Source organism: Chroococcidiopsis sp. [FACHB-1243] (assembly GCF_014696895.1).
Lineage (GTDB): Bacteria > Cyanobacteriota > Cyanobacteriia > Cyanobacteriales > Chroococcidiopsidaceae > Chroococcidiopsis.
Genome location: NZ_JACJQX010000009.1, coordinates 1 through 23,075 on the forward strand (window position 1 = coordinate 1; position 23,075 = coordinate 23,075).

The 23,075-nt window shown below is 44.2% G+C and carries 23 protein-coding genes and 1 pseudogene; 14 read left to right on the forward strand and 10 right to left on the reverse strand.

Annotated features, from left to right (window positions below; translation table 11 throughout):
* Nucleotides 1-94: 94 nt before the first annotated feature.
* Nucleotides 95-1,181: pseudogene (locus H6G17_RS08505) on the forward strand (ISKra4 family transposase); the annotation flags it as partial.
* Nucleotides 1,182-1,332: 151 nt separating this feature from the next.
* On the forward strand, nucleotides 1,333-1,965 hold the full coding sequence (locus H6G17_RS08510; protein WP_192156134.1) for a tyrosine-type recombinase/integrase: 633 nt from the start codon (nucleotides 1,333-1,335) through the stop codon (nucleotides 1,963-1,965).
* A 3-nt stretch (nucleotides 1,966-1,968) separates the two neighbouring features.
* Here the strand turns inward: H6G17_RS08510 and H6G17_RS08515 are convergent, their stop codons facing one another.
* The 9 genes from H6G17_RS08515 to H6G17_RS08555 all read right to left on the reverse strand — a co-directional run bounded on the left by H6G17_RS08515 (nucleotide 1,969) and on the right by H6G17_RS08555 (nucleotide 7,148).
* A complete protein-coding gene (locus H6G17_RS08515) occupies nucleotides 1,969-2,253 on the reverse strand; it encodes a transposase (RefSeq protein WP_347276418.1) in 285 nt (94 codons plus the stop codon).
* On the reverse strand, nucleotides 2,243-2,392 hold the full coding sequence (locus H6G17_RS08520; RefSeq protein WP_192156137.1) for a hypothetical protein: 150 nt from the start codon (nucleotides 2,390-2,392) through the stop codon (nucleotides 2,243-2,245). The genes H6G17_RS08515 and H6G17_RS08520 overlap by 11 nt, the downstream gene beginning before the upstream one ends.
* A gap of 166 nt (nucleotides 2,393-2,558) precedes the next feature.
* Nucleotides 2,559-3,140: a DNA cytosine methyltransferase gene (locus H6G17_RS33975; RefSeq protein ID WP_192156138.1), complete on the reverse strand. Its 582-nt coding sequence runs from the start codon at nucleotides 3,138-3,140 to the stop codon at nucleotides 2,559-2,561.
* Nucleotides 3,125-3,529: a DNA cytosine methyltransferase gene (locus H6G17_RS33980; protein WP_192156139.1), complete on the reverse strand. Its 405-nt coding sequence runs from the start codon at nucleotides 3,527-3,529 to the stop codon at nucleotides 3,125-3,127. Before H6G17_RS33980 ends, H6G17_RS33975 begins: the two co-directional genes overlap by 16 nt.
* A 10-nt stretch (nucleotides 3,530-3,539) precedes the next feature.
* Nucleotides 3,540-4,592 carry a hypothetical protein gene (locus tag H6G17_RS08535; RefSeq protein ID WP_192156141.1) on the reverse strand — a complete coding sequence of 351 codons (1,053 nt, stop codon included), beginning with the start codon at nucleotides 4,590-4,592 and terminating at the stop codon, nucleotides 3,540-3,542.
* Entirely contained in the window at nucleotides 4,589-4,972 is a 384-nt protein-coding gene (locus H6G17_RS08540; RefSeq protein ID WP_192156143.1) for a DUF6876 family protein, read from the reverse strand. The genes H6G17_RS08535 and H6G17_RS08540 overlap by 4 nt, the downstream gene beginning before the upstream one ends.
* 72 nt (nucleotides 4,973-5,044) lie before the next feature.
* Nucleotides 5,045-6,019, reverse strand: coding sequence for an RRXRR domain-containing protein (locus tag H6G17_RS08545; RefSeq protein ID WP_199316600.1), 975 nt, complete (start codon nucleotides 6,017-6,019; stop codon nucleotides 5,045-5,047).
* Nucleotides 6,020-6,442: 423 nt separating this feature from the next.
* A complete protein-coding gene (locus tag H6G17_RS08550; RefSeq protein ID WP_192156147.1) occupies nucleotides 6,443-6,652 on the reverse strand; it encodes a hypothetical protein in 210 nt (69 codons plus the stop codon).
* A 34-nt stretch (nucleotides 6,653-6,686) separates the two neighbouring features.
* On the reverse strand, nucleotides 6,687-7,148 hold the full coding sequence (locus H6G17_RS08555) for a KTSC domain-containing protein (RefSeq protein WP_192156149.1): 462 nt from the start codon (nucleotides 7,146-7,148) through the stop codon (nucleotides 6,687-6,689).
* A 268-nt stretch (nucleotides 7,149-7,416) separates the two neighbouring features.
* Here H6G17_RS08555 and H6G17_RS08560 point away from each other — a divergent pair, with 268 nt between their 5' ends.
* The 9 genes from H6G17_RS08560 to H6G17_RS08610 all read left to right on the forward strand — a co-directional run bounded on the left by H6G17_RS08560 (nucleotide 7,417) and on the right by H6G17_RS08610 (nucleotide 18,313).
* A complete protein-coding gene (locus H6G17_RS08560; RefSeq protein ID WP_106166015.1) occupies nucleotides 7,417-7,629 on the forward strand; it encodes a helix-turn-helix transcriptional regulator in 213 nt (70 codons plus the stop codon).
* 323 nt (nucleotides 7,630-7,952) lie between these two features.
* Nucleotides 7,953-9,041, forward strand: a complete 1,089-nt coding sequence (locus H6G17_RS08570; protein ID WP_192156151.1) for a DUF3102 domain-containing protein — start codon at nucleotides 7,953-7,955, stop codon at nucleotides 9,039-9,041.
* Nucleotides 9,042-9,230: 189 nt separating this feature from the next.
* Nucleotides 9,231-9,530 (forward strand): hypothetical protein, encoded by a 300-nt coding sequence (locus H6G17_RS08575; protein ID WP_192156153.1) that lies wholly within the window; start codon nucleotides 9,231-9,233, stop codon nucleotides 9,528-9,530.
* A 160-nt stretch (nucleotides 9,531-9,690) separates the two neighbouring features.
* Nucleotides 9,691-13,254 carry a DUF3987 domain-containing protein gene (locus H6G17_RS08580; protein ID WP_192156155.1) on the forward strand — a complete coding sequence of 1,188 codons (3,564 nt, stop codon included), beginning with the start codon at nucleotides 9,691-9,693 and terminating at the stop codon, nucleotides 13,252-13,254.
* Nucleotides 13,244-14,095, forward strand: coding sequence for a hypothetical protein (locus H6G17_RS08585; RefSeq protein ID WP_192156157.1), 852 nt, complete (start codon nucleotides 13,244-13,246; stop codon nucleotides 14,093-14,095). The genes H6G17_RS08580 and H6G17_RS08585 overlap by 11 nt, the downstream gene beginning before the upstream one ends.
* A 695-nt stretch (nucleotides 14,096-14,790) precedes the next feature.
* Nucleotides 14,791-15,135 (forward strand): hypothetical protein, encoded by a 345-nt coding sequence (locus tag H6G17_RS08595; protein ID WP_206757150.1) that lies wholly within the window; start codon nucleotides 14,791-14,793, stop codon nucleotides 15,133-15,135.
* A gap of 204 nt (nucleotides 15,136-15,339) precedes the next feature.
* Nucleotides 15,340-16,182 (forward strand): glycosyltransferase family 2 protein, encoded by an 843-nt coding sequence (locus tag H6G17_RS08600; RefSeq protein ID WP_347276416.1) that lies wholly within the window; start codon nucleotides 15,340-15,342, stop codon nucleotides 16,180-16,182.
* 51 nt (nucleotides 16,183-16,233) lie between these two features.
* Nucleotides 16,234-17,475 carry a glycosyltransferase family 4 protein gene (locus H6G17_RS08605; protein ID WP_192156164.1) on the forward strand — a complete coding sequence of 414 codons (1,242 nt, stop codon included), beginning with the start codon at nucleotides 16,234-16,236 and terminating at the stop codon, nucleotides 17,473-17,475.
* 10 nt (nucleotides 17,476-17,485) lie between these two features.
* Nucleotides 17,486-18,313: an MHYT domain-containing protein gene (locus H6G17_RS08610; RefSeq protein ID WP_192156165.1), complete on the forward strand. Its 828-nt coding sequence runs from the start codon at nucleotides 17,486-17,488 to the stop codon at nucleotides 18,311-18,313.
* Nucleotides 18,314-18,339: 26 nt separating this feature from the next.
* Here the strand turns inward: H6G17_RS08610 and H6G17_RS08615 are convergent, their stop codons facing one another.
* Nucleotides 18,340-19,104, reverse strand: coding sequence for a hypothetical protein (locus tag H6G17_RS08615; protein WP_192156166.1), 765 nt, complete (start codon nucleotides 19,102-19,104; stop codon nucleotides 18,340-18,342).
* A 72-nt stretch (nucleotides 19,105-19,176) separates the two neighbouring features.
* Here H6G17_RS08615 and H6G17_RS08620 point away from each other — a divergent pair, with 72 nt between their 5' ends.
* From H6G17_RS08620 to H6G17_RS08630, 3 genes are all read left to right on the forward strand, one after another.
* Nucleotides 19,177-20,529 (forward strand): tetratricopeptide repeat protein, encoded by a 1,353-nt coding sequence (locus H6G17_RS08620; protein WP_192156167.1) that lies wholly within the window; start codon nucleotides 19,177-19,179, stop codon nucleotides 20,527-20,529.
* 196 nt (nucleotides 20,530-20,725) lie between these two features.
* A complete protein-coding gene (locus H6G17_RS08625; RefSeq protein WP_192156169.1) occupies nucleotides 20,726-21,397 on the forward strand; it encodes a SnoaL-like polyketide cyclase in 672 nt (223 codons plus the stop codon).
* 237 nt (nucleotides 21,398-21,634) lie between these two features.
* Nucleotides 21,635-23,035, forward strand: coding sequence for an efflux RND transporter periplasmic adaptor subunit (locus H6G17_RS08630; RefSeq protein WP_199316601.1), 1,401 nt, complete (start codon nucleotides 21,635-21,637; stop codon nucleotides 23,033-23,035).
* Nucleotides 23,036-23,075: the final 40 nt, after the last annotated feature.

Genomic DNA, 23,075 nt, shown 5'->3' on the forward strand with positions numbered 1-23,075 from the left:
TTGAGTTGTGGGATTAAGCAATCGGGCATCAGGTTTATTCATGCCTCCATTGTACCTCTTTTGTCCTTTATTTGTAGCCTTTTCGATTGCCGGGTTAATAAAAGAGCGCACATCGCCAGAATTGCTCTACCTAGAATCAAAATTTGCATCTCTAATGTCTTATGGACTGTCCACCAAACTATTACAAGAATTACTACCAATAGAAGGAGAAATAAACGCTGCATCTATACGCAACAATCTACACGCATTAGGTCAACGCTTAGAATCAGAGTTACCGGAAGAAGCAGGAATATTATTCGAGGGTTGCCAAAGAGATTGGGAGAAGCTCCCCAGACCAGGTTTACCCTTGGTAGTAGGTATGGATGGAGGATATGTTCGTTTCTATGACAGGAAATCTAAAAAAGCCGGAAATTTTGAAGTTATCGCTGGCAAGAGTATAAAAGCAGACGGTGCATCCAAATGTTTTGGCATGGTTTATTGCTACGACACCAAACCCCAACGGCGTATATTTGAGGTGTTGAAATCTCAAGGGATGCAAATGAACCAGCAGGTCAGATTTTTATCAGATGGAGAAGAGATTATACGTGACCTACAATATTATCTCAATCCCAATGCCGAACATATACTTGATTGGTTTCACATCACCATGCGGATAACTGTGATGAAACAAATTGCTAAGGGGATAAGTAAAGAAGATTTGTCAGCAGGTATAAACAGCGAATCCATCCTCAAAGATTTGACTTCATTAAAGTGGTATTTATGGCACGGCAATGTCTTTAAAGGATTATCAAAAATTGAAGATTTAATCGATAGCGCCTTTGTCTTAGGTTCGGATGATGACGAGCGAGAACCAAGTCTTGAGGCACAAAAACTCTGCTCTCATTTGGAAGAGTTTGAAACTTATATTTCAAATAATGGGCAGTATATTCCCAATTATGGCGAACGCTACCGTAATGGAGAACCGATTTCCAGCTCGTTTGTAGAGTCTACCGTTAATCAAGTTATTAGCAAGCGATTCGTAAAAAAGCAACAAATGCGTTGGACTCTCTTATGGGGCGCATCTTCTTCTCCAAATGCGAACGCTAGTATTGAACGGAGAGTTAAAGAGTAAATTCCAGCAGTGGTATCCCGAATTTAGAGTGGATAGCGAACAAAACCAGCCAATGCTTCATACTGCTTAAATCCTCAGTATGAATGCGATTTAATTTACCTTGAAAGCACTAACCTATGTAAAAAACAAGCTAGTTTTTTTCTGTCTATGTACTTACCAACTTTCGTGTGTAAGTTGGTAAAATTAGTTGACATATCCCAAGCTTTTTAGGAGTTTGGGTCATGATGAAACAGATCGTCCAACTATCGAAAGTTGGTAAAACAGAAAAACAAGAGTGTAAATCACCTAACTCTCGCAAGTATTCAGAAGTTAGAACTAGGGAACATTTGTTACCTGAAGAAGTTGAGGCGATGCGGAAAGCCATCAAAAAATTGAAGGGTCGCCACGCTCATCGAGACTCAACCCTAATTTTGCTGCTCTACCGTCACGAATTGCGAGTGGCAGAGGCAGCAGCCTTGCGATGGGAGCAGATCGACTTTAACGGTGGAACGATTTACATCAAGCGAGTCAAAAAGGGAACTCCTTCTACTCACCCACTTTACTCTGATGAGATTCGCTCTCTCCGCAAGTTGCAGCGAGATTATCCTGCTAGTCCCTATGTTTTCCAATCTTCTCGACATGGACCGTTAGCACTTGATACTGTCGGTGGAATTATTGAGCGGGCTGGTGAGTTAGCTGGTCTACCTTTTCCTGTTCATGCCCATATGCTACGACATGGAACAGGTTACTACTTGGCGAATCGAGGTACTGACACTCGGACAATTCAAAGTTACTTGGGGCATAAAAATATTCAGCACACTGTTCGTTACACCGAACTTGCATCTACCAAGTTTCAAGGGCTTTGGGATGATTAATGTTTAGAACGCCTGCTGAATTATTGCCCATCTCCCCCGAAATTTTTCGCTCTCCAATATCTCCCCAGTCGTTTCGTTCACACCTACATGCAACTTCCGCCACGTCCGTCGCTTATCCACTCCATGTTGACGTACTTTCCATTCCCCCTCGCCATACACCTTGACTCCGGTTGAATCTACCACTACATGAATCGCTCCTTCACTCGGTGCCACGGGCATCTCTACCTCCACCTTGCCCATTCGTCGCGACAAGGTACTATGGTCAGGCACCGGCAGGTCAATTCCCATCAAGGCAAAACTTGGACTCCACAAATCCCTCCGTCTGCCGTCCGGGTAGATTAAATAACGATTGAGCCGTTGCCATCAATGCAATTGCCCCATCGCGCTCAGTGCTTAGATGCTCCACGCCTTCCACTCTTTTGTTCATTGATCCACCCTGCTCTTCCCCGCTTCGTCAATCCAAAAGCTCAAGCTTCCTCGTTGTTTGAGCGCAGCATCATAGTTATTCCAGTTGCGGACTCGGCTTTGAGGGTTTAGGTTTCGTTTTCATTGCAAGACAATTCAATGCTTCTCCATCTTCAGTATTTTACCCCCTATCTCATACCGTTTATGCAACAACGCCGAAAAACATACCAGTCGGGAAAAGACTGTAACCTAGCTAAAGTATGTATGTTGAGTTGAAGTACTTGTCCTGGGAGAATCGCGTCGATAAAGCGAGAACGGTTATTGCCTTGACCGTCCGTCGTTATTGAACTCCTAATCGTCCATGCTGGTTCTTCTGCCCATCGAAACTTTAATTTTTCAGCCCTGACTCCTGTGCGCTCAACAATTACAGCTTTGGGAAAGCCCCTACAGCCAGACGCACGAACTGTATCAGCGGCTCGGTCGGCAAATCTAATTACGGAGGTTCGTTGAGGATCTACATTTTTACTGTCCATGAGAAAATCGCTGAGTAGATTTGGTGGTAATCGCTTTATCTGCCAAGGTGCTAGCTGCGATGGTTCGAGCGTGGGGATGAGGTCGGCGATCGCCTCATACCACCCTCGCTTTTTTTCTTTGGCTGGTAGCGATGGCGGAAAGCCGCCCCTGACCGCCCTCAAAACTAATCGAACTCGATGTTGCGGTACGCCGAAATCAGCAGCATCTATTATTTGTCTATCTACCCAATACCCCAATTTGTAAGCATTTGCTCGATTTCAAAGAGCGATCGCGATCTGATGTAGCCGCGCACGTTCTCCAGAAATAAGTATTTTGGCTTTAAAGCTTCTAGATAGCGGCAGAGAACTATACCAATTTCAGCATCTTCTCGCCGTGGAGCAGAGAAACTACGGGCTGCGGACCATTGCTGGCAGGGGGGAGAGGCAAACAAAACATCCACTGGGGGAAGCGAGTAGGGATCGACCTCGGTTAGATTGGCACAAATTGCATCAAAGCTAATATTGCGACGATATGCCTTAACTACTTCTGGATCTTTATCGATCGCCCATTGGGGAGAGAGTACGTCAAGCAGTTGAGTAACCCAACCGCCACCACCGCAAAAGAGGTCGCCGCAAGTTATTGTCATCTTTTTAACCCTAAAAAAGCGTGAGTTGTTGTGTTTTGGGCGGACTGACTTTTTGGTAAAAAGGAGAATCTCTTAAAGTAGCGATCTCGGCTTTGACCCAAGCGAGGTTGTGTCGCCAATAGGGAAAGGTCGCTCCTGCCTTGCGCCAATCGCTCCAAAGGGCGTTGGCAATCGGAGAGCGCCCATCTGTCGTCAGTTTAATACCGTAGCGATCGCACTGATGCAGCAAAACTGGAAGGGGAGGAATACATCCTCGAATGGGTTTGTACCAAGTCACGCCAAAAATATGAACGCGATCAATCCCCGCTTCAGCAATTGCCGGAACAACTTCATCAATAACTTGAAAAAAAGTAGGAAGCCAACGCTTTTGCTTGCCCAAGATACACCAACCACTCAATCCCACAAAGTCTCCCGAGCGGCAATAAGCCAAAACCTTCTCTACGCAGGACATATATTGCTCGGCACTTACGCCTTGACAGCTTTGTACCAAGGTGAAATCTTGCAGTTTATATCTTTGTGAATCCAGATATTTAGCAGCTACAACGGTAGCCTCTACAGCTTTGTTACCTTCGCTAATACTCCATCGCTCCTTTTTACGCGTACCGTTGACGTACTTCTCGTCTATTAGTAAATCATAGGATACGAGCAAGGTTTTCTTTGCTCTAAGTAGATTGTTTAAAGTAAGTAACTGTCTATTTAAAGCTTCTGCTGGAGTAACGCGACAATTGGTTAAAACATCAGTAAAAGCTCCACTGTCATAGAGAATTTTGCTGTTGGAAAAATCTAGGAAACCACAATCCGGTACTCTAGCAATTGTCTTTCTGCTGTGGCTATTCACTCGAACTGGCGACAGCTGAACGCTGCCACAAATATTATTTATTTCTTTCTGATAGGTATTTGATTGAGCGTTAACAAATATTTCCAAATCCGGCTCGTAGGGATTCGTCCCCAGTCCGTAGGCTTCTGATAAAAAACCTAGTAAGTGCGACTTAAAGCGACGGGTGACGTATCTATCTGCTACAAGTTGAGAAGCAATTTTTTCCAGATCGACAGTTGGGTTCACGTACAGCAGTACTCGGTAGGAAGTTGAAGAATACCGTCAACCAAGTACAACTCAAGTTCGGATAAAGGAAAATCCGTGCGCTCGATTTTCTCAACTACAGCAGCATTGATAAAACCTTTGGCACACATGAGCTTGGCACTGCGATCGATATCGACAGTTAGCTGCCAGTGCTGACAATGACGCAAATACGGGTCTTTTCGCAAGAAAGGTTGATAAGAGGCGATCGCGTCGAGCAACCACCCAGCAGAACCCTTTTCAACCAGATAGCAAACACCTTCAGTATAGAGAAAGTGTTGCGAAGGGTGGGGGTAGAAAAGGGTCGTACCTCTAAATTGCGCGAGTAGTTCGCGTGTCAGATTGGATTTTTGAGTGTCGTTCATCTTTCAACCCCCGTGGAGACCACCACTGTAACGGTACTCCGTTCAGTGGTGGGAGGAAACGGGGGACAGGATCTAGGAAACATATCGAGTCCTCCATGTGTTGTAAGTTAAAAACTTGATGTCTTGGGGTTTAGCATTCTGGCAGAGTCGCTTACCCGTCTCGACAGAGTGTAGCGAAACTCTACCTTTACTCGAACCGCCAATAAAACAGAGATTGTACTTAGGGTGCAAGGCTAAAGAACCGCGCTTAAATCCTAGAGACATTGTTCCGCCGTAAGGGGAACGGATGTGACCTGGGGCGTGTTCTAATCGATGTAACTGCCTACGGTGAAATCGTAGGGGAATCACTACTAATAGCTGCGTATTGTCTGGTTTGTCGCGTCCTTCTGTATACCAGTTGGCTAATACAAAAGAATCGACATTTTGCGCTTCAAACTTTTCGGCTAACTTGTTTTTAGTCTTCTTTAGACCTAAAGAATCGCGTAGTCCTTTTGTTTCTAAGCCAGACTTGGTTTCCAGTATTCCAAGTTGACGTAGTTGATTGTAAAACCAAGCTTTACCAACTTCTAATGGACTGAATGAAGTATTCCACTTCTTACTGTTCTTCCAGGTTTTAGCCTTGATATCTTCTACCACAAAAGCAGTAATAGGGAATATCTTGCATAAAGCTTGACAGATACGCAATTTCCATTGCCATCTGGCTTTAGTAGATGGTGTTAGTCTTTGGGTGTTAACTAATCTGTTGGCACGATTTTGACGACAGGGAGTTTTTCTAAACCTTCTGGCTCGTCGCATATTCCGCCGCGTCTCAACGGCATCTTTTACCCAGTCCTCAGCATGAGCCAGAATATTTAGGTAGGTATGAGCTTGAGACTTGACAGTAAAAGCTTCGCGTTTGCTACCTGGGTCAATACCTACTGCAATTGGTTGAGTATTACGGCTTGATGGTTCTACATTTAGTCGAACGCAGAAGATTCCGCGTTTCCAAAATGGGGTAGCTTTGCTCGATTCAATCCAACGTTGCGCCCTGGCAGGTGTTGTTGGCATTAGTGGACGTTGATTTCGATCTACGACTGGTACGCAGCTCCAATGTGCGGGACACCCGCGCTTCCGCTTGCTAACATACATGGCGATAAGCCCAAAGTGTATACATCCCATCGCCGCTGACTATATCAGTGATACAAAACTTGGGAAGCATTCTGTATGTGATTTGAACTGCCACGTCCAGATAGTTCAGTTTACGTTTTCCGCACAGGCTAGACAACTGCTTAGTCTTGCTGGAACTAATTGGCTTTTAGTTCTTCGCAAGCCCACGCTATATTGCTCTTAGCAATTAGCGTTGGGTAGTTGACGCGTTCTCATTTAGTAAACTGGCAAACAACCCAAGCAAAAACAACAACAAGCAAGCACTGTAATATGCATTCAACTAGCTGATAGCCTAACGCTGCTACTAACTGAATCGGCTCTTGTTCAGTGCTTGAGTTGGTAGCTTTTTGAGGAATTTGAAACAAACTGCCGACTAGACACAATCCAATTGCGTAAGGTAGTGACGGTACTGGAGTTTTGAAGACGGGCAAGATGAACCAACTCCACAAATTTTACTAGCACCCAGCCTTGAGCGATCGCGCTAATCGTGCTATACCCTACGAGAAAGAGCAAAAAACCGATAATAGCTCCCATAACTAAAAAAACTTAGCATTGTAGTGACATTTACTTATCGTACTCTCTCGTGTTTATAAGTCGCGATCAACTGGTGGAAAAAGTCGATAAAGCATTTCAAGTCAGTTGCTTGAATTAACAGGTCGAACCTTGCAGGTGCAACGTCATAGTAGTGGTAACGAGTTCCATTTCGGTAATCTACTTGGAGAGTATTGAGTAAGTCGCAGTAACCTATTGCGACAACTTCACATTCTATAACTGGTAGCATTTCAATACTATCAAGAATTTTTTTGCTGGCAACAAACTGAAGGTTTTGGCTGAGAAAAAAATCAGGCTCTAGAAGCCAATCCCTCAGCTTAGTAGTTTTGACTCGGCAGGGATTCCATTTCTCGTTTAATTCTACCACTCTCCGATAATTGGTTTTTGCAAACTCGATAGGTCGATCGGGGGATTTCTTCGTCCGTACCAGCTTCCGCGAACTAGAACGGGGTTCTAATAAAATTGATGTATCTTTCATGAAATATTTTATGCTGTGTAAAAACTATTTGAGCGAAGATAAAGCGCGATCGCCCTTCTTGAAGCGTAGCAGGCACGAGTAGTACCTTCGTTTGACCACACCTGCTCGTACACACCCACAAACAACTTAGATAAGGGGAGTTGCTTAGAAAATTTCGATTTTTGGACTCGTATAGTTACAAACTAATTGTAATTTTGTTTTTTGTCAAGTTTTTCGAGCGGTTGGAGTAGAATCGAACGGTAAGTTTTTGTAACGAGATAGAATTTCTATGGGCTGGGGTGAAAAAATTAGTAATTTAAGAAAGCGCCTTCACCTGACCCAAAGAGAAGTAGCAAAGGCAGTTGGAGTTGACGATCAGACTATATCTAATTGGGAGCAAGGAAAAAGTAAGCCAAAACTAGATCCAGCTCAGACTTTTGCTTTGTGCAAGGTTTTGCAATGTTCTTTGGAAGAACTGGCATCTGCCATCTTAGGTGACTGAGCAAATCGTTTTACTTGTAAAACTATGTAAAGCAAAACGGTAATAATTACCGTTTTGACTGGCTGGCTTCTGCCCGTTTTTGACTCAGGAAGACAAGCAACATTGCTCCACATACTACTATTGCGGTGCGCTGGAGCAATCAATCTATTGTAAAACTATGTAAAGCAAAACGGTAATAATTACTGTTTTGGCTGACTCTTCCACTGAAAGCGTAGAAGTTGAAGTTTGGTGCAAACGGCAACTATTTCAGGCTGCTGCGATTAAAAAAACCGACTTGGGGGCTAGAATGGAAGGCGATAGCTCTTGTTAGTGCCTCAAACCCTATGCCTGCCTCTGTTAGCCCGTCGGTTCGTAAAGGTTTTGATTACAGTAGTCTTGATACTGCTACTTCTGATTTCGTGCGGCAGCAGACTGGCGACATCAAGGTGTTGATGAAGCGTGCTGCCCAAGACATCTTTGAAGTAGGGCAAAAACTCATTAGCGTTAAATCAAGATTAAAACACGGGCAATTTGGAGACTGGTTATACGCTGAATTTGCTTGGACGGAGAGAACTGCCCAACAGTTCATGAACGTAGCCAGACAATTTAAAAACGAAAATTTTTCGGATTTGCAATTTGCCCCTTCTGCCTTATACATATTATCAGCGCCTTCTATTCCTGAAGCTGCCCGTGCCGAAGCCTTAAGCCGTGCCGAGGCAGGCGAAAACATTAGCTTTACTACAGCGAAAGCAATCAAGCAGAAATACACTCCAGCTTCAACTAAGCCTCATCCGAAGGACGATCGCAAAGAAAATGTAGAAGCTGAAAGGAATAGCGACGCAAACGAGCGATCGCCCGCGCCATCACCGTCACCGATTTTACTACCGCAGCCAAGCCCGAAGCAGGAAATCGTTCGCCTTCTCCCTAAAAACCAAACAGAATTTTCTGTGGATGCTAGTCCTGCTCAACCTCAAACTGTGGCGATTGCCACTTCACAACCTAACATTTTAGTCGAGCAGTCGGAAGAAACTGGAAACTGGTGGCAACTAGGAAGACACTTACTTTACTGCGGCGACCCCAATTCTCGCGAATTTTTAGCACGAGTACCGGAAAAACCTCAGCTACTGTTTGCTTTTGCACCAACTCCGACCTGGCTACCTGCCATCAAAGCCAAGACGCAGATCGTTGTGGAAGACTATTTACCTCACGGCAGAAATATCGATCAATTCGATGAGAATTTAGAGTCGAATCTTTTGTTTCACTCCAACTTAAACGATGTGGCAGTTGTTTGTTTTCTCCCAATACCAGAAATTATCTCCGTCGTAAATCGGCTAGATCGTCAGGGATTCTTAGCTGACCCGAACGAAAAGAATTGTAAAAAAGTTATTGATTACTGGAAGGCAGGACGCTTAAAAGTAGAACGAATTAGTTAGTTTCACTTGGAAAAGCCCTCGCGATCGCTTTTCGAGCGAGTTTGGGCTTTTCTTATTTGCTCAAATGCCATTATAATATCTTCAATTAAATAGAAGCTTCGGCTTGGAGGGGAAGGTCTGTCGCAACCAGACTGATTTCACCCACCGAAGGCTCCGACCCATGTTCCTTACCGAGGAGGTCAGAACGCGATGCTTGTTATAGTATTGTGCCGTTTTTACGTGCCAATTGTCAAACAAAAATCAAAAGTTTTTTATCGAAGTTGGGAGCAACCTGCTGCTAGTGACCGTAAGGCACTGGTTTTAACTGGTTGGGGTAGTAGAAAAATACCTACTGGGGCAATCGTCCGCTACTTGGGTGCGATCGTTGCCATTTTCTATTACTATAGGAAGCAGGTAAAACTCAAAACGGTAATTATTAACGTTTTGGAGCGGGACAAGCCTAGAAATAGCCTTTTTGACCACAACTTACTCAAGTCGGGAAGTGGTTGAAGCGACCGGATTGTATTAAAAACAAAAAATTTGGGACGGGCGAGAAGGCACCATCCCCAAAAGCTTTTGCACGAGCTTTTACTAACTGCTGAGTATAGCAAAAAATTGGAGCAGTTGCCAGAACCTTCTCGCCCGTCTCGGTCACAGGAGAAAAACCGAGATGGAACGACACGAAAATTTACATTTGACCGCACTGACGCTCGACCGCCAACAAGTTGTAGCACAGTTAGAGACTCTCGGCTACAAGCAGGGAGACGCGGTGTACGTCAGAGCATTTCTGCCCAAAGAAGACCACCGCTACGCGCCTAACACGGGACGTAAAGCCAATCGCCTCAACTGGGAGCAAGTAGAAGGGTGGCAAGCACAGGGATATGGCGTTTATATAGTAGTGAATGGTGGGGGACATAAAGACGAAGATGTAAAGTCCTGCCGTGCCATCTTCTGCGAGTTTGACGATAGACCGATTGAAGATCAAATTAATTTTTGGCAAGACTTGGGGCTACCAGAGCCTTCGATGCAAATTGCTACCCGCAAGTCAGTCCACTCGTATTGGGTATTTGACGAGCCGATCGCCGTGGAACGATGGCGCGAATTACAAACTGCCCTACTTGCCTACACTGGCTCTGACCCAGCACTGAAAAATCCCAGTCGAGTCATGCGATTGGCAGGGGCTTATCATATCAAACCTGGCTGCGATCCCTTGCGCTGCGACATCATTCATAGTGGAGACAAGCGCTATGGCTACCAGGAGCTACGCGCCGCCATTCCAGTACCAAAAACACTGCTAGAAATACCACCCGTATCGCTGAGATCGCGCTCCTTCACTTCAGAGGGAGGCAAGCGTTACGACGATATTTCCATCCCTATTCCCGCTACAGTCCCTCTAGAAGTTTGCCTCGCCAAAGAATCTCGTGCCTTGCTGGAAGCGGGAGTAGCAGAAGGTGAACGCAATGCTCAAGGAGCCAAACTCGCCCGCGACCTGATCGGTACTGCCAACTACCTGCGCTCGATCGGTCAAAGTTTCGACGGCGACCCCAGGTTACTGCTAGAAGATTATGCCAATCGTTGTTTTCCGCCGCTGCCATCAAGGGAAGTAGAAACAGTCTGGAAATCAGCCGAAAAAGACAACCCCACTCCTAGCTGTACTCCAGAAGGAGTAAACACTTGTATCAGAGCGTGGTACTGGAAGCATCACGTCAAGCCACAGCAAGAATCTACCCAGAAAAACCATAACTATGCTGCTGGTCGTGGCTTTGGCAATACCAACAATCGCGGTGAGAACAAACCACCCGTTGCTACTATCACTCTATGCGATCGCATTCGAGAAATTCTCGACCGAGAAGAGAGCGAATCTAAAATTGCTAACTGTTTGATAGAGCTAGCTAGCGTCACTGGTCGGACTTATAACGAAATTAATCAACTAACCAAAATCATCCGCACTGAGGGAGAACTAGCGGCAGAAGTGATCGAAGCGGTAGAATCTTTTCGTCCCCTACTTAAGAGTAGTCGCAGGCGACTGAATATTTCCTCCTACATAGATCGCACGTTGTCCCAACCGCTGATGGCAAAGGCAGCAGCTATGCCTACCGCTCCAGAATATCTATTTAATACGGTACTTCCTTCTAGCGCCTCACGAATCGGTACGGCAGCAAGAGTTGTGATTAACTCAGAGGGAGGCTACACGCAACCTTGTATTTTCTGGACAGCCAACATCGCCCACTCCGGTCAAGCCAAGACTCCTCCGCAGCAGGTCATCCTCAAGCCGTTAGAGGAAATGGAAGCAGCAGCCAAAGAAAGCCACGACATTCAAATGGAAGATTACGAAAATGACAAGGATGCCGAAGGCAAACCACCAGTGCGACAGCGGCGGTTGCTCAACAACGTCACCACTTCCACTAAAATCAGAATTCACGACGAGAACCCACGCGGCTTACTAGAATATATCGATGAATTAGTAGCAGACTACCAACGGCTAAACCAGTATAAGAGCGGTAAGGGTGACGACCTGCAACTAGAGCTATCGTTTTGGAATGGTTCTGGCGGTAACTTCGACCGCCACGATGCTCGACTGTTCTTGAAGCGCGTTGCTTTGAGCAAGACGGGGACTTACCAGTGGGATACTTTGGCACGGCTGATGGCAACTGACGAAGTTAATTTTATTGCCTCTGGCTATTCCTCCCGATTCCTCTACTGCTCAATCGTGGATGCTCCAGCCCGATTTCTCGATCTTTTATCAATCCCAAATCCCGCTGCCGCCCAGTTAAGAGAAAAACTGTCTTGGTTGTACGCCCAGTTGGAACAACTCCCCGAAACCGATTACTTTCTTTCCCATGAAGCGAAAGTCCTGTTTCAAGGCTGGAATCATACCTTGGTAAATGCCGAGATGGAAGAAAAGCATTTTGGGCTATCGCTAGTCTATGCCAAAATCGAATCTTATACTGCTCGCATTGCACTGTGGCTGCACATCGTCAATGCCGTACTACGTGGAGAGTCGCCTTCACAAATTATCGACGGCACAACAATGCAACACGCGATTGAAATTGCTTTGTTCTATCTCGACCAGCATAAGCTAATCCACGCTCATAATGCACCTAACCGCCAACCAGAAGGCATTTTTCTGAAAGTCCAAACTCAAGCCGAGAAGGTTCATCAAAAGGGTGGTAAGGGTGTGAGTGCTTCGTTCTTGAAAAGCCGGATCAATGCTCTTAAAGGTTGGGCAGTGGAGAAAATTCGCGCTTGCATCTTCAAAGCCTTAGCTGCCTCTGGTCATGGACGAATCGAAGGTGAGGGCAGCGAAATGGTTTATATCCCCAACCCACCAACAGATGATGCCTTAGAATTGGTGGGTTTTGGTGAAGAATTGGTGGCATCACCAATAGTCCAAACCTCCAGCAATAGCGACTTACAAGCTTCAATTGGTGAAATTGGTGAGCGAGTGTGGTCTTGGGGGTCTCCCCCAGGAACATCTCGCGGTGAGGACAGTGCCATGCGGGGGTGTCCCCCGTTGAGGAGCCACTGCGTTGCGGAGGTTCCCTCGTCGATCGCAAGTGGCGTGCAACTGTCCGGTGAAGACACTCGCGTGCGTCCTTTGCCTCCGTTGAGCGAAGTGTCTGGTGGCACAACAACAGAGGCTACTTTTTCTCAGCCGTCAACTGAAGCAATCGCCTCGCCCTCAGACCACCAATTCACCAAATCAGTGGTTGAAACTATTACTGCGACTGGCTTAGACTCTGTTGTTGATACCACCAATTCTGCACCAATTGCACCAATTGAAAAAACACAGCAACAGTCACTAACTGCACGGGAACTGGCAGAGCAAATCCTGTTATGTTCCACCTGGACTGAGATTGCGAGTCGAGTAAAAGAAAACACTAATACGTTAGTAAAAGCTGCTAAGGAAATGACATCTACTCAGCGCCAGGGCTTGACTAAACTGTTAGTCGAGTATTTGTGTCAATTCCCTAGTAATCTCTATCAACTAACTTGGGTTCCCGAAAGGTTAAGGCAACGAGCGATAGAGAAGCTAACTTTTACTATCCACTGCGTAACGAATGCCGTGGAGGGCGCTTTGAATACAACTAAAGAAACGATTTCAGGCTGTAGGTTAAAATACATAGATTGTATTGGGACGCAGAACGAAGTTTGGCTATTTGTGACTCCCAGCGGTGATGATTTTTACGCTGGTCCGAACGCAGTGGAGGCTGTAGCGTGTTATGAATGGTAATTTGCTGCAAGTCCAATCAGTAATAATAGACGCACCGGAACTAACTGAAGACGAGGAACGCGATCGCCATCGGTTGGAGTTACGGGTAGAGCAGGCATTTTATCAGGCAGGAGCTGCACTGCGGGAGTTGAAGGAAAGAAAACTGTATCGCAGTACGCATTCTACCTTCGAGGAGTACTGCCAAGATAGATTTGGCTATCATCGCCGTCACTCATACCAATTAATCGATGCCGCAGTTGTATTTGAGAATTTGTGCGCCAATGGCGCACAAAAAAATTTAGACATTAGTGGCGCACGGATTTTACCAACCAGCGAACGTCAGTGCAGACCGCTGACTCAACTGGAACCAGCCCAACAAGTCAAAGCTTGGCAGCAAGCTATCGAGTTAACAGGTGGCAAGGCTCCCAGCGGTCGTACAGTAAAAGGTATCGTGGAGCGTTTGAAGGAAAAACCGCGCTGGCAAGCTGCTGATTTTTGTTGTATTGGAGATGTATTTGTCCTGAGTAAGTTGGAAGATAGCGATCGCAAGTATAATGGTTATCCTTGTATTGCAGTAGAGCTAAAACAGTTTAGTGTAGATGTTGACGTACACGATACAACTTTAACCGTGAAACCAGAGAACCTGAAAAAAGTTGACTCTCCAGATGCTTATCGCCAGCTTCCACAAATTCTCAAGCGGATTAGACGGTTGCGACAGGTGGATTCGCTCGATCGAAGTGTAATTCGCTTTTTGGAGGAATTGGGTAGGCAAAACTATCTCACAGAAGTTGAGGACATGTTACTCTCTTGCTTGGAGGAGCATTACAAAAAAGGACTACCCGCGACAGAAAACTGGGATTAATCAACTGTACTACCGTTGCACCAAGGGCAGCGCCAACAAAAGCGCAAGCTATGACAAGCCAGGACTTTCTAGCGTTAACGCGGTCTTGGCGAAGAAAGTGGAGCGAACTCGAAGCCGTGCCGAAAAAACTCTGAAGCTTATTGGTAGCCAATGCATTAGCGGGACTAAGCCCCGTCGAGAGAAGCGTGGGAAGAGTGAGCATTCCACCCCCTCCCGGGATCGTATCGATAATCCCCGCTACAAAACTAGTAGCCGCTAAACCAGCTAGGGTAAAATTAGAAATTTCCATAAAACTGTAGGCAATTGCTATTCCATTACGTTCTTTGTATACTAATACATTAAAATATTAACTTTCTTTAACTAGTAAAAATCTCTTGAAACAGCTCTTGAGTTGTTCAAATTAATTTACATCTTACATTAGGAACTAACTTGTCTTTTAGATTTAAAGTTGATACCTTGTATAGGGCTACTTAAAGCTATCTTTTTGAGAAATTTAATTTTCACACTTCATATCTTGCCTGAATCCGCGTCACTTTAGTGCGCGGAGTGGCTCAAATAATCTATCTTTTCTATAAACTTCCTCTATGAATATAACTCGCTTGCGGCAAATAGGATTTACTCTTTCGTTAATCTCATTGATACCTTCGCTTTTGTATCTATTCATTGGCGAAATAGCTCTAATACTAGAGCGTATATTGACAGGAACAATCATCATAGTTATTTTTACATTTATCCTAGAATATATAGTGAGCGGATTCTCAATTTCAAAATTGCTAGTATCTATAAAATTAAAAAAGGGAGCAATGCTTGGCTTTGCTACAGGAATAGTAGCAATGGCGATAATTCGCTCTGGAGCGATTAAGGCAATCTGTCAGCTACTTCACGTAGCGTGTAGACAATTACAAACATCAGGAAGGAATGATTTCTTAATGCTGCCCACTCTACCCCTATTTTTAGCAGTATTGGCGCTCGTGACAGGGCTTGCTGGGTTGATATTAATAGCGCTTGCCCGCCTGGAAGATTTTGCATTTGAAGATTGAAATTGAAAAGTATAAAGTCTGAGAAATATCCCGATTATAGCTTTGTAATAAGAAACTACGCTCGTCATACTAAAGAATAATATTGAAGCTCCGCTAATCTCGGTTAAATAATAGGTCGAGCGAGATATAAAGTGTGGGTTGAGGAACTTCAACACAAAATTTTTTTTATCTTTGCCATCGAGTAAACAACAGAGGAGCAGACTAGTGAAATCTATAAAAAGTTTACCAACACCCGTATCTCCATTTTTGAGTCACTCGGTTACAATTGTAATTCCTTGCTTGAACGAGGAAGGCAGTTTGAAAAAGCTTTTCCAAACGCTCGATCGCGCTTTTCAAAATCTGGGGTTTACTCTACCAGTACTTTTAATTGATGATGGTAGTACAGATAGTACACCACAAATTTTGACACAGTTATGCTGTCAATATGTTTATTTAAAAACAATTCGACATCCTCAAAAGCGAGGTGTTACCGGAGTTTGGAAAACCGCGATCGCCCACGTCAATACAGAATGGGTATTCTGGGGACAAGCCGATCTAGAGTCCGATTTTCAAACCGACTTACCTTTATTGTTAGAAGCTTGCGTACCAGGAGTTGATGGTGTTGCCGGATGGCGACAGCAACGCGGTGATGGTAAAGTCATGGCTTCCAAATTCGCCAATCTTGCCTGTCGGATGTTTTTTGGTTTGAAAATTCATGACATGAACTGGATCAAGCTCGTACGTCGCGATATTCTCGCTGAAATACCCTTCAATATCGTTACTCATCGTTACCTTTTGGCAGTTTTGGCAGGATGGGGATATAATATTACAGAAGTTTTCACACCTTGGCATCCCAGATTTTCCGGCAAAAGCAAATTTGGTCGCGGACGACTAATGACATCGGCAATGAGTTTTCTGAGAGCTTTGTGCTGGTTTCATGTCGAGCGGCAGCTTCACCAACCTCGCTTGTACATTTCAGCTGCTTTCAAGGCGATTTATGTTGGGTTCCGTGCTGGTAGGGAGGCTTTCGAGTTGCAAGTCCAGAGCGATCGTTTAGCAAATTATTGACCGAGTAGCGAGTAGTTTCGACTCTCCGTTGATCCTCGTTCCCAGTTCCTAATGAATAAACGCATTCTCGTTGTCAGTTCGGTATATCCTCAAAATGCAGAAGGCAATCACGGAGCCTTTGTGCGAGAAGCAATTTTACGCTGCCAATCTGCGGAAACTACGTTCTCAGTTTTTGCTCCAGCTTACGAAGGCAGTAAAAGCTATATATTAGATGGCGTGAAAGTTCATCGCTTTCGCTACTGTATCAAGCGGTTTGAAAATCTCGTCCGCGATGGAGCGCCGACTAAGTTGCAAAAACAGCCGCTTTATTTACTAGCAGCAGCGCTTTACATCCTTCTAGGTACGATTCAGTTATTTCTGGTGTGCTGCAAAGAAAAACCCGCCCTACTCCACGTTCACTGGGCTTTTCCCCACGGCTTGATGGCATTTCCTACTAGCAAGAGCTTGGGCATTCCGATGGTGTTCAGTTTTCACGGAGCCGAACTTTTACTCGCAAAGAAATTCCGCTTTGTCTCGACAATTTTGCGTTGGCTTACGCCCCATGCCAACAGCGTCACTGCCAATTCTTCTTTCACGCTAGGATTGGTACGCAAAATTTATGCTGGCGCAGTCACCGTAATTCCCTATGGTTTGACGATTGAGGCAAAACCGCCCAAACAACGTGCAGTAGGGGAGATTCCTCAATTACTTTTTGTTGGCAGACTGGACGAACGTAAGGGATTGCGATATCTGTTGGAAGCTTTGACACTGATTTTAAAACAACAGCCCGTGTGCTTAAAGGTGGTTGGTAAGGGAATCCTAGAAACGGAGATTAAATCTCAGTGTCATGCATTGGGTTTAGATAAAGTGGTAGACTTCCTCGGTTTCGTCAGTAAAGAAGAATTGGCAGATGCATATGCTTCCTGCGATATCTTTGTCCTACCTGCCATTGTCGATAGCAAAGGCGATACCGAAGGTTTAGGAATCGTGACGATCGAAGCCTTAGCCCACGAAAAGCCCGTAATTGCTAGTGCAGTGGGTGGTATTGGCGATGTTATCCGTTCTGGAGTCACTGGTCTATTAGTACCCCAAAAAGACCCTGACGCATTGGCAGCAGCAATCTTGAAAGTACTAGCTGACCCAAATCTGGCTCAACAGCTCGGACGAAGAGGCTTACAAGATGTTCAAGTCCGGTTTGGCTGGTCGCGGATCGTTCCTCTGTGGCAAGAGGTTTATAGTTTCGCTTTGACCAATCGAAATGGGATCGCTACTCGACTGAAAACTAAAAAGTTTAATCCTTCCTCTCAAGCTTAACTAAAAAACTATGAACAACATTCAAGGAACATACGACCTTCACCTAATTTTAATCGCGCTCGTTGCAGGAGTATTTGCTTCATATACTGCATTTAGCTTATTACCTTTATCAATTCAAAATCGAGATCGACAACGCAAGCTATGGTTAATTCTTAGTTCAATCAGCTTGGGTTTGGGAATTTGGACGCTACACTTTATTTCAATGATTGCTTTTTCTCTTCCAGTTCGGACTAAATACAATGCATTATTTACAATTATGTCGATTGGTCCAGCGATTTTTGCTTCGGGACAAGCCTTTTTCTTAGTTGTAGAAGCAGAAGATCCGACAAAAGCCAGCGTAGTTAAAACTTCTCTATGTTCGGTTTTAGTTGGACTTGGAATCGCTACGATGCATTACGTAGGTATGGCGGCTATGCAGACAGGAGCAACAATTCACTATAATTGGTTTCTGTTCTTAGTTTCTATTATTGTAGGAATCGCTGTATCGCATTTAGCAATTTTACTATTATTATGGTTGCAAAGAGTTCCCTCCTCATCGCAAAGAATAGCTAATTTTATTAGTGCAATCGTTCTGACAATAGGAGTTGGTTTTATGCACTTTACAGGAATGAGTGCAACTAATTTTATAACTGAAAAATCTTCACAACACTTTCCAGCGTTTTTTTTAAGCGACACGCTACTAAGTCTTATAGCATTTAGCATTGCTATTTTTTTTATGGGTACGGGGTTACTTCTTTTATTTACTTCTGTTGAAGATTATAAAACGAAGTCCAACATTAACTCGGTTAAAAACGATGCAAACGGTAAACTCTCGTCAAGTTCGAGATATTTAGACTAGGACTATTCTGAGAAGATAAAATTGATTCAATGCCGCATTTGAGCTGAAGGCGTACTCTCAGATTTGGGTACGGATAAAAAAGGTAAAAAAAGCAGTCCATATAGTAAGGCAATAAATACTACGATTGGTAAAACGACTGTAAAGTTCTCTTTGCGAACTATCGATTCTACAACAGAATAAATATTCCGCACCTTTAAGGAATTATTAAAGATTTGGTCGGAATAAATATCTTTAATAGAGGTGTATTTATGGCGGTCGAGATTGAAAGCTATTTTAGTAGGTGGTTCCGGTGTAAAAAAATGCAAAAGTCGCTCGGACTTTAGGTCAATGTAGCAAATATTACGAATATCTTGAGGAACGTCAACTCCATTGCTTGTAGAAACGGAAATAAATGAAGCGTCTACTAAAATGCTATTTAAACTTTCTGGTTTCACACTTCTAACTGTCTTTTGTAGCGGTCCTTTTTCTAAAAGTGTTATTATTTCTTCAAGAAGAGACTGTTCTAGAAGATCTTTTACGTAGTAGATTAGAAAGTATGGAACGTGTTTTCTGCCACGATCGTCGTTGCATTCATTGTACAACCAGCCAAAAAGCGTTTCATGTCGATTAATTTGATGAAGATATACTGCTGTAAATCCTTCTGGCGGAGGTTGATAAGCGTCCCAGTAGCGGTCAATAATTTCGCTTTTAATAGTACTCTCTAAACTTAGAGGAAAGCCTTTGCTATACGCTGAAGTAAAACCTACATCGTCGAAAGAAGTATATATAAGTTGTTCGACGTTTGATAGCATAAAATTCAATAATTAAACGGCACTTTCATTCTAGCAAACTAATAGAATAGCTTTATCCAACAACATAAAGTCATGGCTTCTCACCTCCTTACTACTCCCACAAAAAAAACTAATTGCTACCGAATACTAAGTTTAGGTCAACGGGGAGTTGGCAAAACAGTATTTTTGGCAGGAGCTTATTTAGATCTGCGAGACTCTGTAGAAGAAATCAAAGTAGATAGTCTCGATTCAGTAACGGAACAAAATGTATTAAAATTGCTAGGACATATTAGAGAGACGGGAGACTATCCTCCTCCCTCCGTTAAAATTAGCAACTTCAATTTTGCTCTAAAAATGTCAGTCAATCAGCGTAAAAAAGTTTTGTATAATTTTTCTTGGAGCGACGTACCAGGAGAAATTTGCGAACCAGACAACGAAAATTTTCAAGAATTAGTATTCAACTCTCATGGCTGCTGCGTTTTCTTCGACGCTTTCGCTCTTGTAAATCAGCCCGATTATGTCGTTCGTCTCAACAAGATAATGCAGCAATTGCTAGCCGTTGCTTCTCTCACAGCTAAAAACGGTATTTTCTATCCAATATCTTTGGTTTTCACTAAATGCGACCTACTAGGAGTTCCTCCATCGGATGTTTTGAGCTTGGAGCCACATTTAACTCCCATTACCGACCCACTCGATACTACGGGAGTCATATACAAGACATTTTATTCTGCCGTCCGAATAGCTAAGCAAGAGGGAGACAGTAAAGTTGTTTCTAGAGGCGGTGCGGGAGCAGCAATTTTTTGGCTGACTCAAGAATTGCTCAACATCAATCAAAGAGGCGAGACAAGGCGACTTGCTTCGCAGCTACATTCTTTATCTTTTCCATCGTTGAGAGCTTATACTGCCTCTGGTTCCTCGCTGAAGACAAAGCTAATAAATTCTAAAGTTTTTGCTTTACTCGGACTTTTGGCGTTCGTCTCCCTGGCATCCTGGTTCGGAATTACTTGGTACGAACGCCAAGTAGCAAATTCTCCAGATGCCCTGACCGCTCGTTCTATCGAGCAGTATAGGGGAGTCCTCCGCGCTCAACCAGAAAACACCGACGCTCTCATAAATTTAGCCAACCTTCTGATCCAAAAAGCAGAGTATAGTGGTGCTATAGAACTAATGCAACGGCTAGTAAAAGTACAGCCTCAAGAGATAGAGTGGCAGATGAACCTGGCTCGGCTTTATGCAGTAACGCAACAACCAAAAGAAGCTCAAAAAATTTACGATAGCATATTGAATCGTGACGGCACCAACGTAGATGCTTTACAAGAAAAAGCTATACTACTAGCATCGACCGACAAAGCAGCAGCGAAAGAGCTGGCAACAAAAGCAATGCGATACGCTTCGCCAGCAGCAAAGCCAAAAATTTCGCAATTGTTAAATAGCCTATCAAATTAGTATTAATTGATAGTTTTTCTTGCGTTGTAAATTTTTTGTGATATCTTGATCTTCATGTGCCGATCGCACGATGCTGAAAACTTGTCTGACTCAGGCAGTCGATGTCAGAAATTTTACTACTGAATAATGGTTGTAATTGCATTGACAAAAATTTCTCGGTGAGTTTGTGTCTGCTAGCAAAAAATTGGAGAAAACAATGACAGATAGAGAAGATATCTCGCTAGGCGTTCATAATCGTGCCGCAGTTCTCGATTTAGATAACGAATCTCGGTCTTGGCGTTACGGTGAAAAACCAGACTACACGAAAAGCGAGGAACGCCTAGCAAAACACAGTAAGTACAACCATACTGAAGGATCGCTAGCAGCGATTGCCCAGAATCTCGTCCGCGTGTTTGAGATGGAGGCTTCGTTCAAAGAAAATCCATCTGAGTGGCGTTCGATTGCCCAAGAAAAGTTCGTGATGCAGACGAACAACGGTCGCGCCTACACTGCTGAAGAAATTGCTAATATAGGAACCTATAACACGTTTCTACCCAAGAGCGAACATTACGATCCAGATCGGGAAGATTTTCAATCATCAGCCGATGTATTTCACGCGGCTTTTCCAGAAGGTTTCTTATGGGAGTTAGTGGAAGTTTACTCGGCTCCTCCTGTTGTAACGTTTAAGTGGCGACACTGGGGCGAGTTTACAGGGTCGTTCAAAAACTATGCTGCTACGGGCAAGACGATTGAAATCGTGGGAGTCTCCGTCGCTCATGTCAACGATCGCTTACAGATCGAGAGATTGGAACATTACTTCGATAATTCCAAATTTTTGCAAGGGCTAACCGCTGGATGTCCGTTTCACAATAACGGGGCAACTCAGTAATTTTTACCGATTTATGCTAAACCTGACTTCAAAAATGAAGTCAGGCATTTATGCCAGCTTCGAGCGAAAACTTTTTCTAAACCGAATAGAGTATTAGGTTAACTCTCCTCTTGTCAGAGTCATCTACAAACAATCAAAACTGCTGTTGCAAGTCCAGAGCGATCGCCGTGAGTTATCAATTTAGTTAAGATCGTACCGCTCGATCTTTCAGTGCTACCTCGATAATCCCAATAGAAGTTGATTTCCTGTTTTCTCTCAGTAAAAATCGCGGGCGATCGCAAGAGTGTAGAACCGCTTTCTATGTGTCAAAATCGCAGCCCAACTCCTCTTTTTCTGATCTTTCTCAGTACGGTAATTGTCGTACCTCTGGGTATTATAGGAATTCTTTCCATAACCGTGCTTTTACCTGCCTTAAGAAATCCCGAATCTAAATTCTACTCTTCTAAAATTGGTTATCCGGCACTGCAACGATTGAACGGCAGACCGATTGTCGTCCAAACCGTACCAGTAAGGTTAAGGTTAAGCAACTTGGAAGCCACCGCCGCCCCTGGCGAGTCTGTTGCTTTGCAGCAAGTGGAAATCCGTCCCTTGGTATCTGGAACTGTAGAAAAAACTCTAGTCGTAGAAGGGCAGCAAGTACGCAAGGGACAACCACTAATCCAGATTCAGCAGTTTCCTTTCCAACTTGCCGTCGATGCCGCACGTAAGAATCTAGCTATTGCTTCTATTAACTTTCATACAGAGAAAGAAACCATCCCAACCCAGCTAGCAGTACTAGAAGCTAATGTTGAAGCAGCTCGAAGAAGGTTATCGATCTCTCAAAGCGAATCTAAATTGATCGATACTCTAGTACGAGAGGGAGCTATTAGTAAAATGCAGCGCTACGACAAGCAAGCGTTGTATGCAGAGCGACAAAATGATTTTATAACTGCTCAGCAAGAGTTAGCAGTTGCTCGAAGTAACTTATGCAAGCAAAGGGCAACTGCCCGTCTTCAGATGCAACTAAACGAGATAGAGTTGAGGACTGCTTTGAAAAGTCTTAGCTACACCACGATCCGCGCCAGCGAATCTGGTTTAGTCAGTCAAGTTAACGTCACGAGCGGAGAAACTACCGATCTATCCAAGTCCGTCGTAACGTTAACTGCAAATACAGTATTCAAAGGTTACGTCGATCAAGCACGGCTCGATGCTGTCAAGATCGGCGATCGCGCTACAGTACGATTGGTAGCGTACCCAGGACGCACGTATCGAGGTAGGACGATCCGCCTCAACCCTACCGTACGATCGGAGCAGAGCGGCTCCCTAAAAGTGGGAGCCGACCGCCAATATACTTACTCTGTATGGGTAAAGATCGACGATTTGGCTATGCCACCAGGTTTGCAGGGCTACGTTGAATTTACTTCCAGTCGAACGATCGCGATCGTTCCAGAAAGTGCGATTACGCATTTGTCTGGGGGAGAAGGAATGGTGGCGATCGCCAAGGCAGATCGAGTAACAATCCGAAAAGTAAAACTAGGTAGGACACGCGACAACCAGCGCGAAGTAATAGAAGGGCTAAAACCTGGAGAACGAGTCATCGCGAACCCAAGAGCATTGAAACCTGGCGATCGGCTAAAGACACTGCCACAAAAAGAATAAAAGCATCTAATAAAAGTCAGCCATGTTTAATATTGTGAAT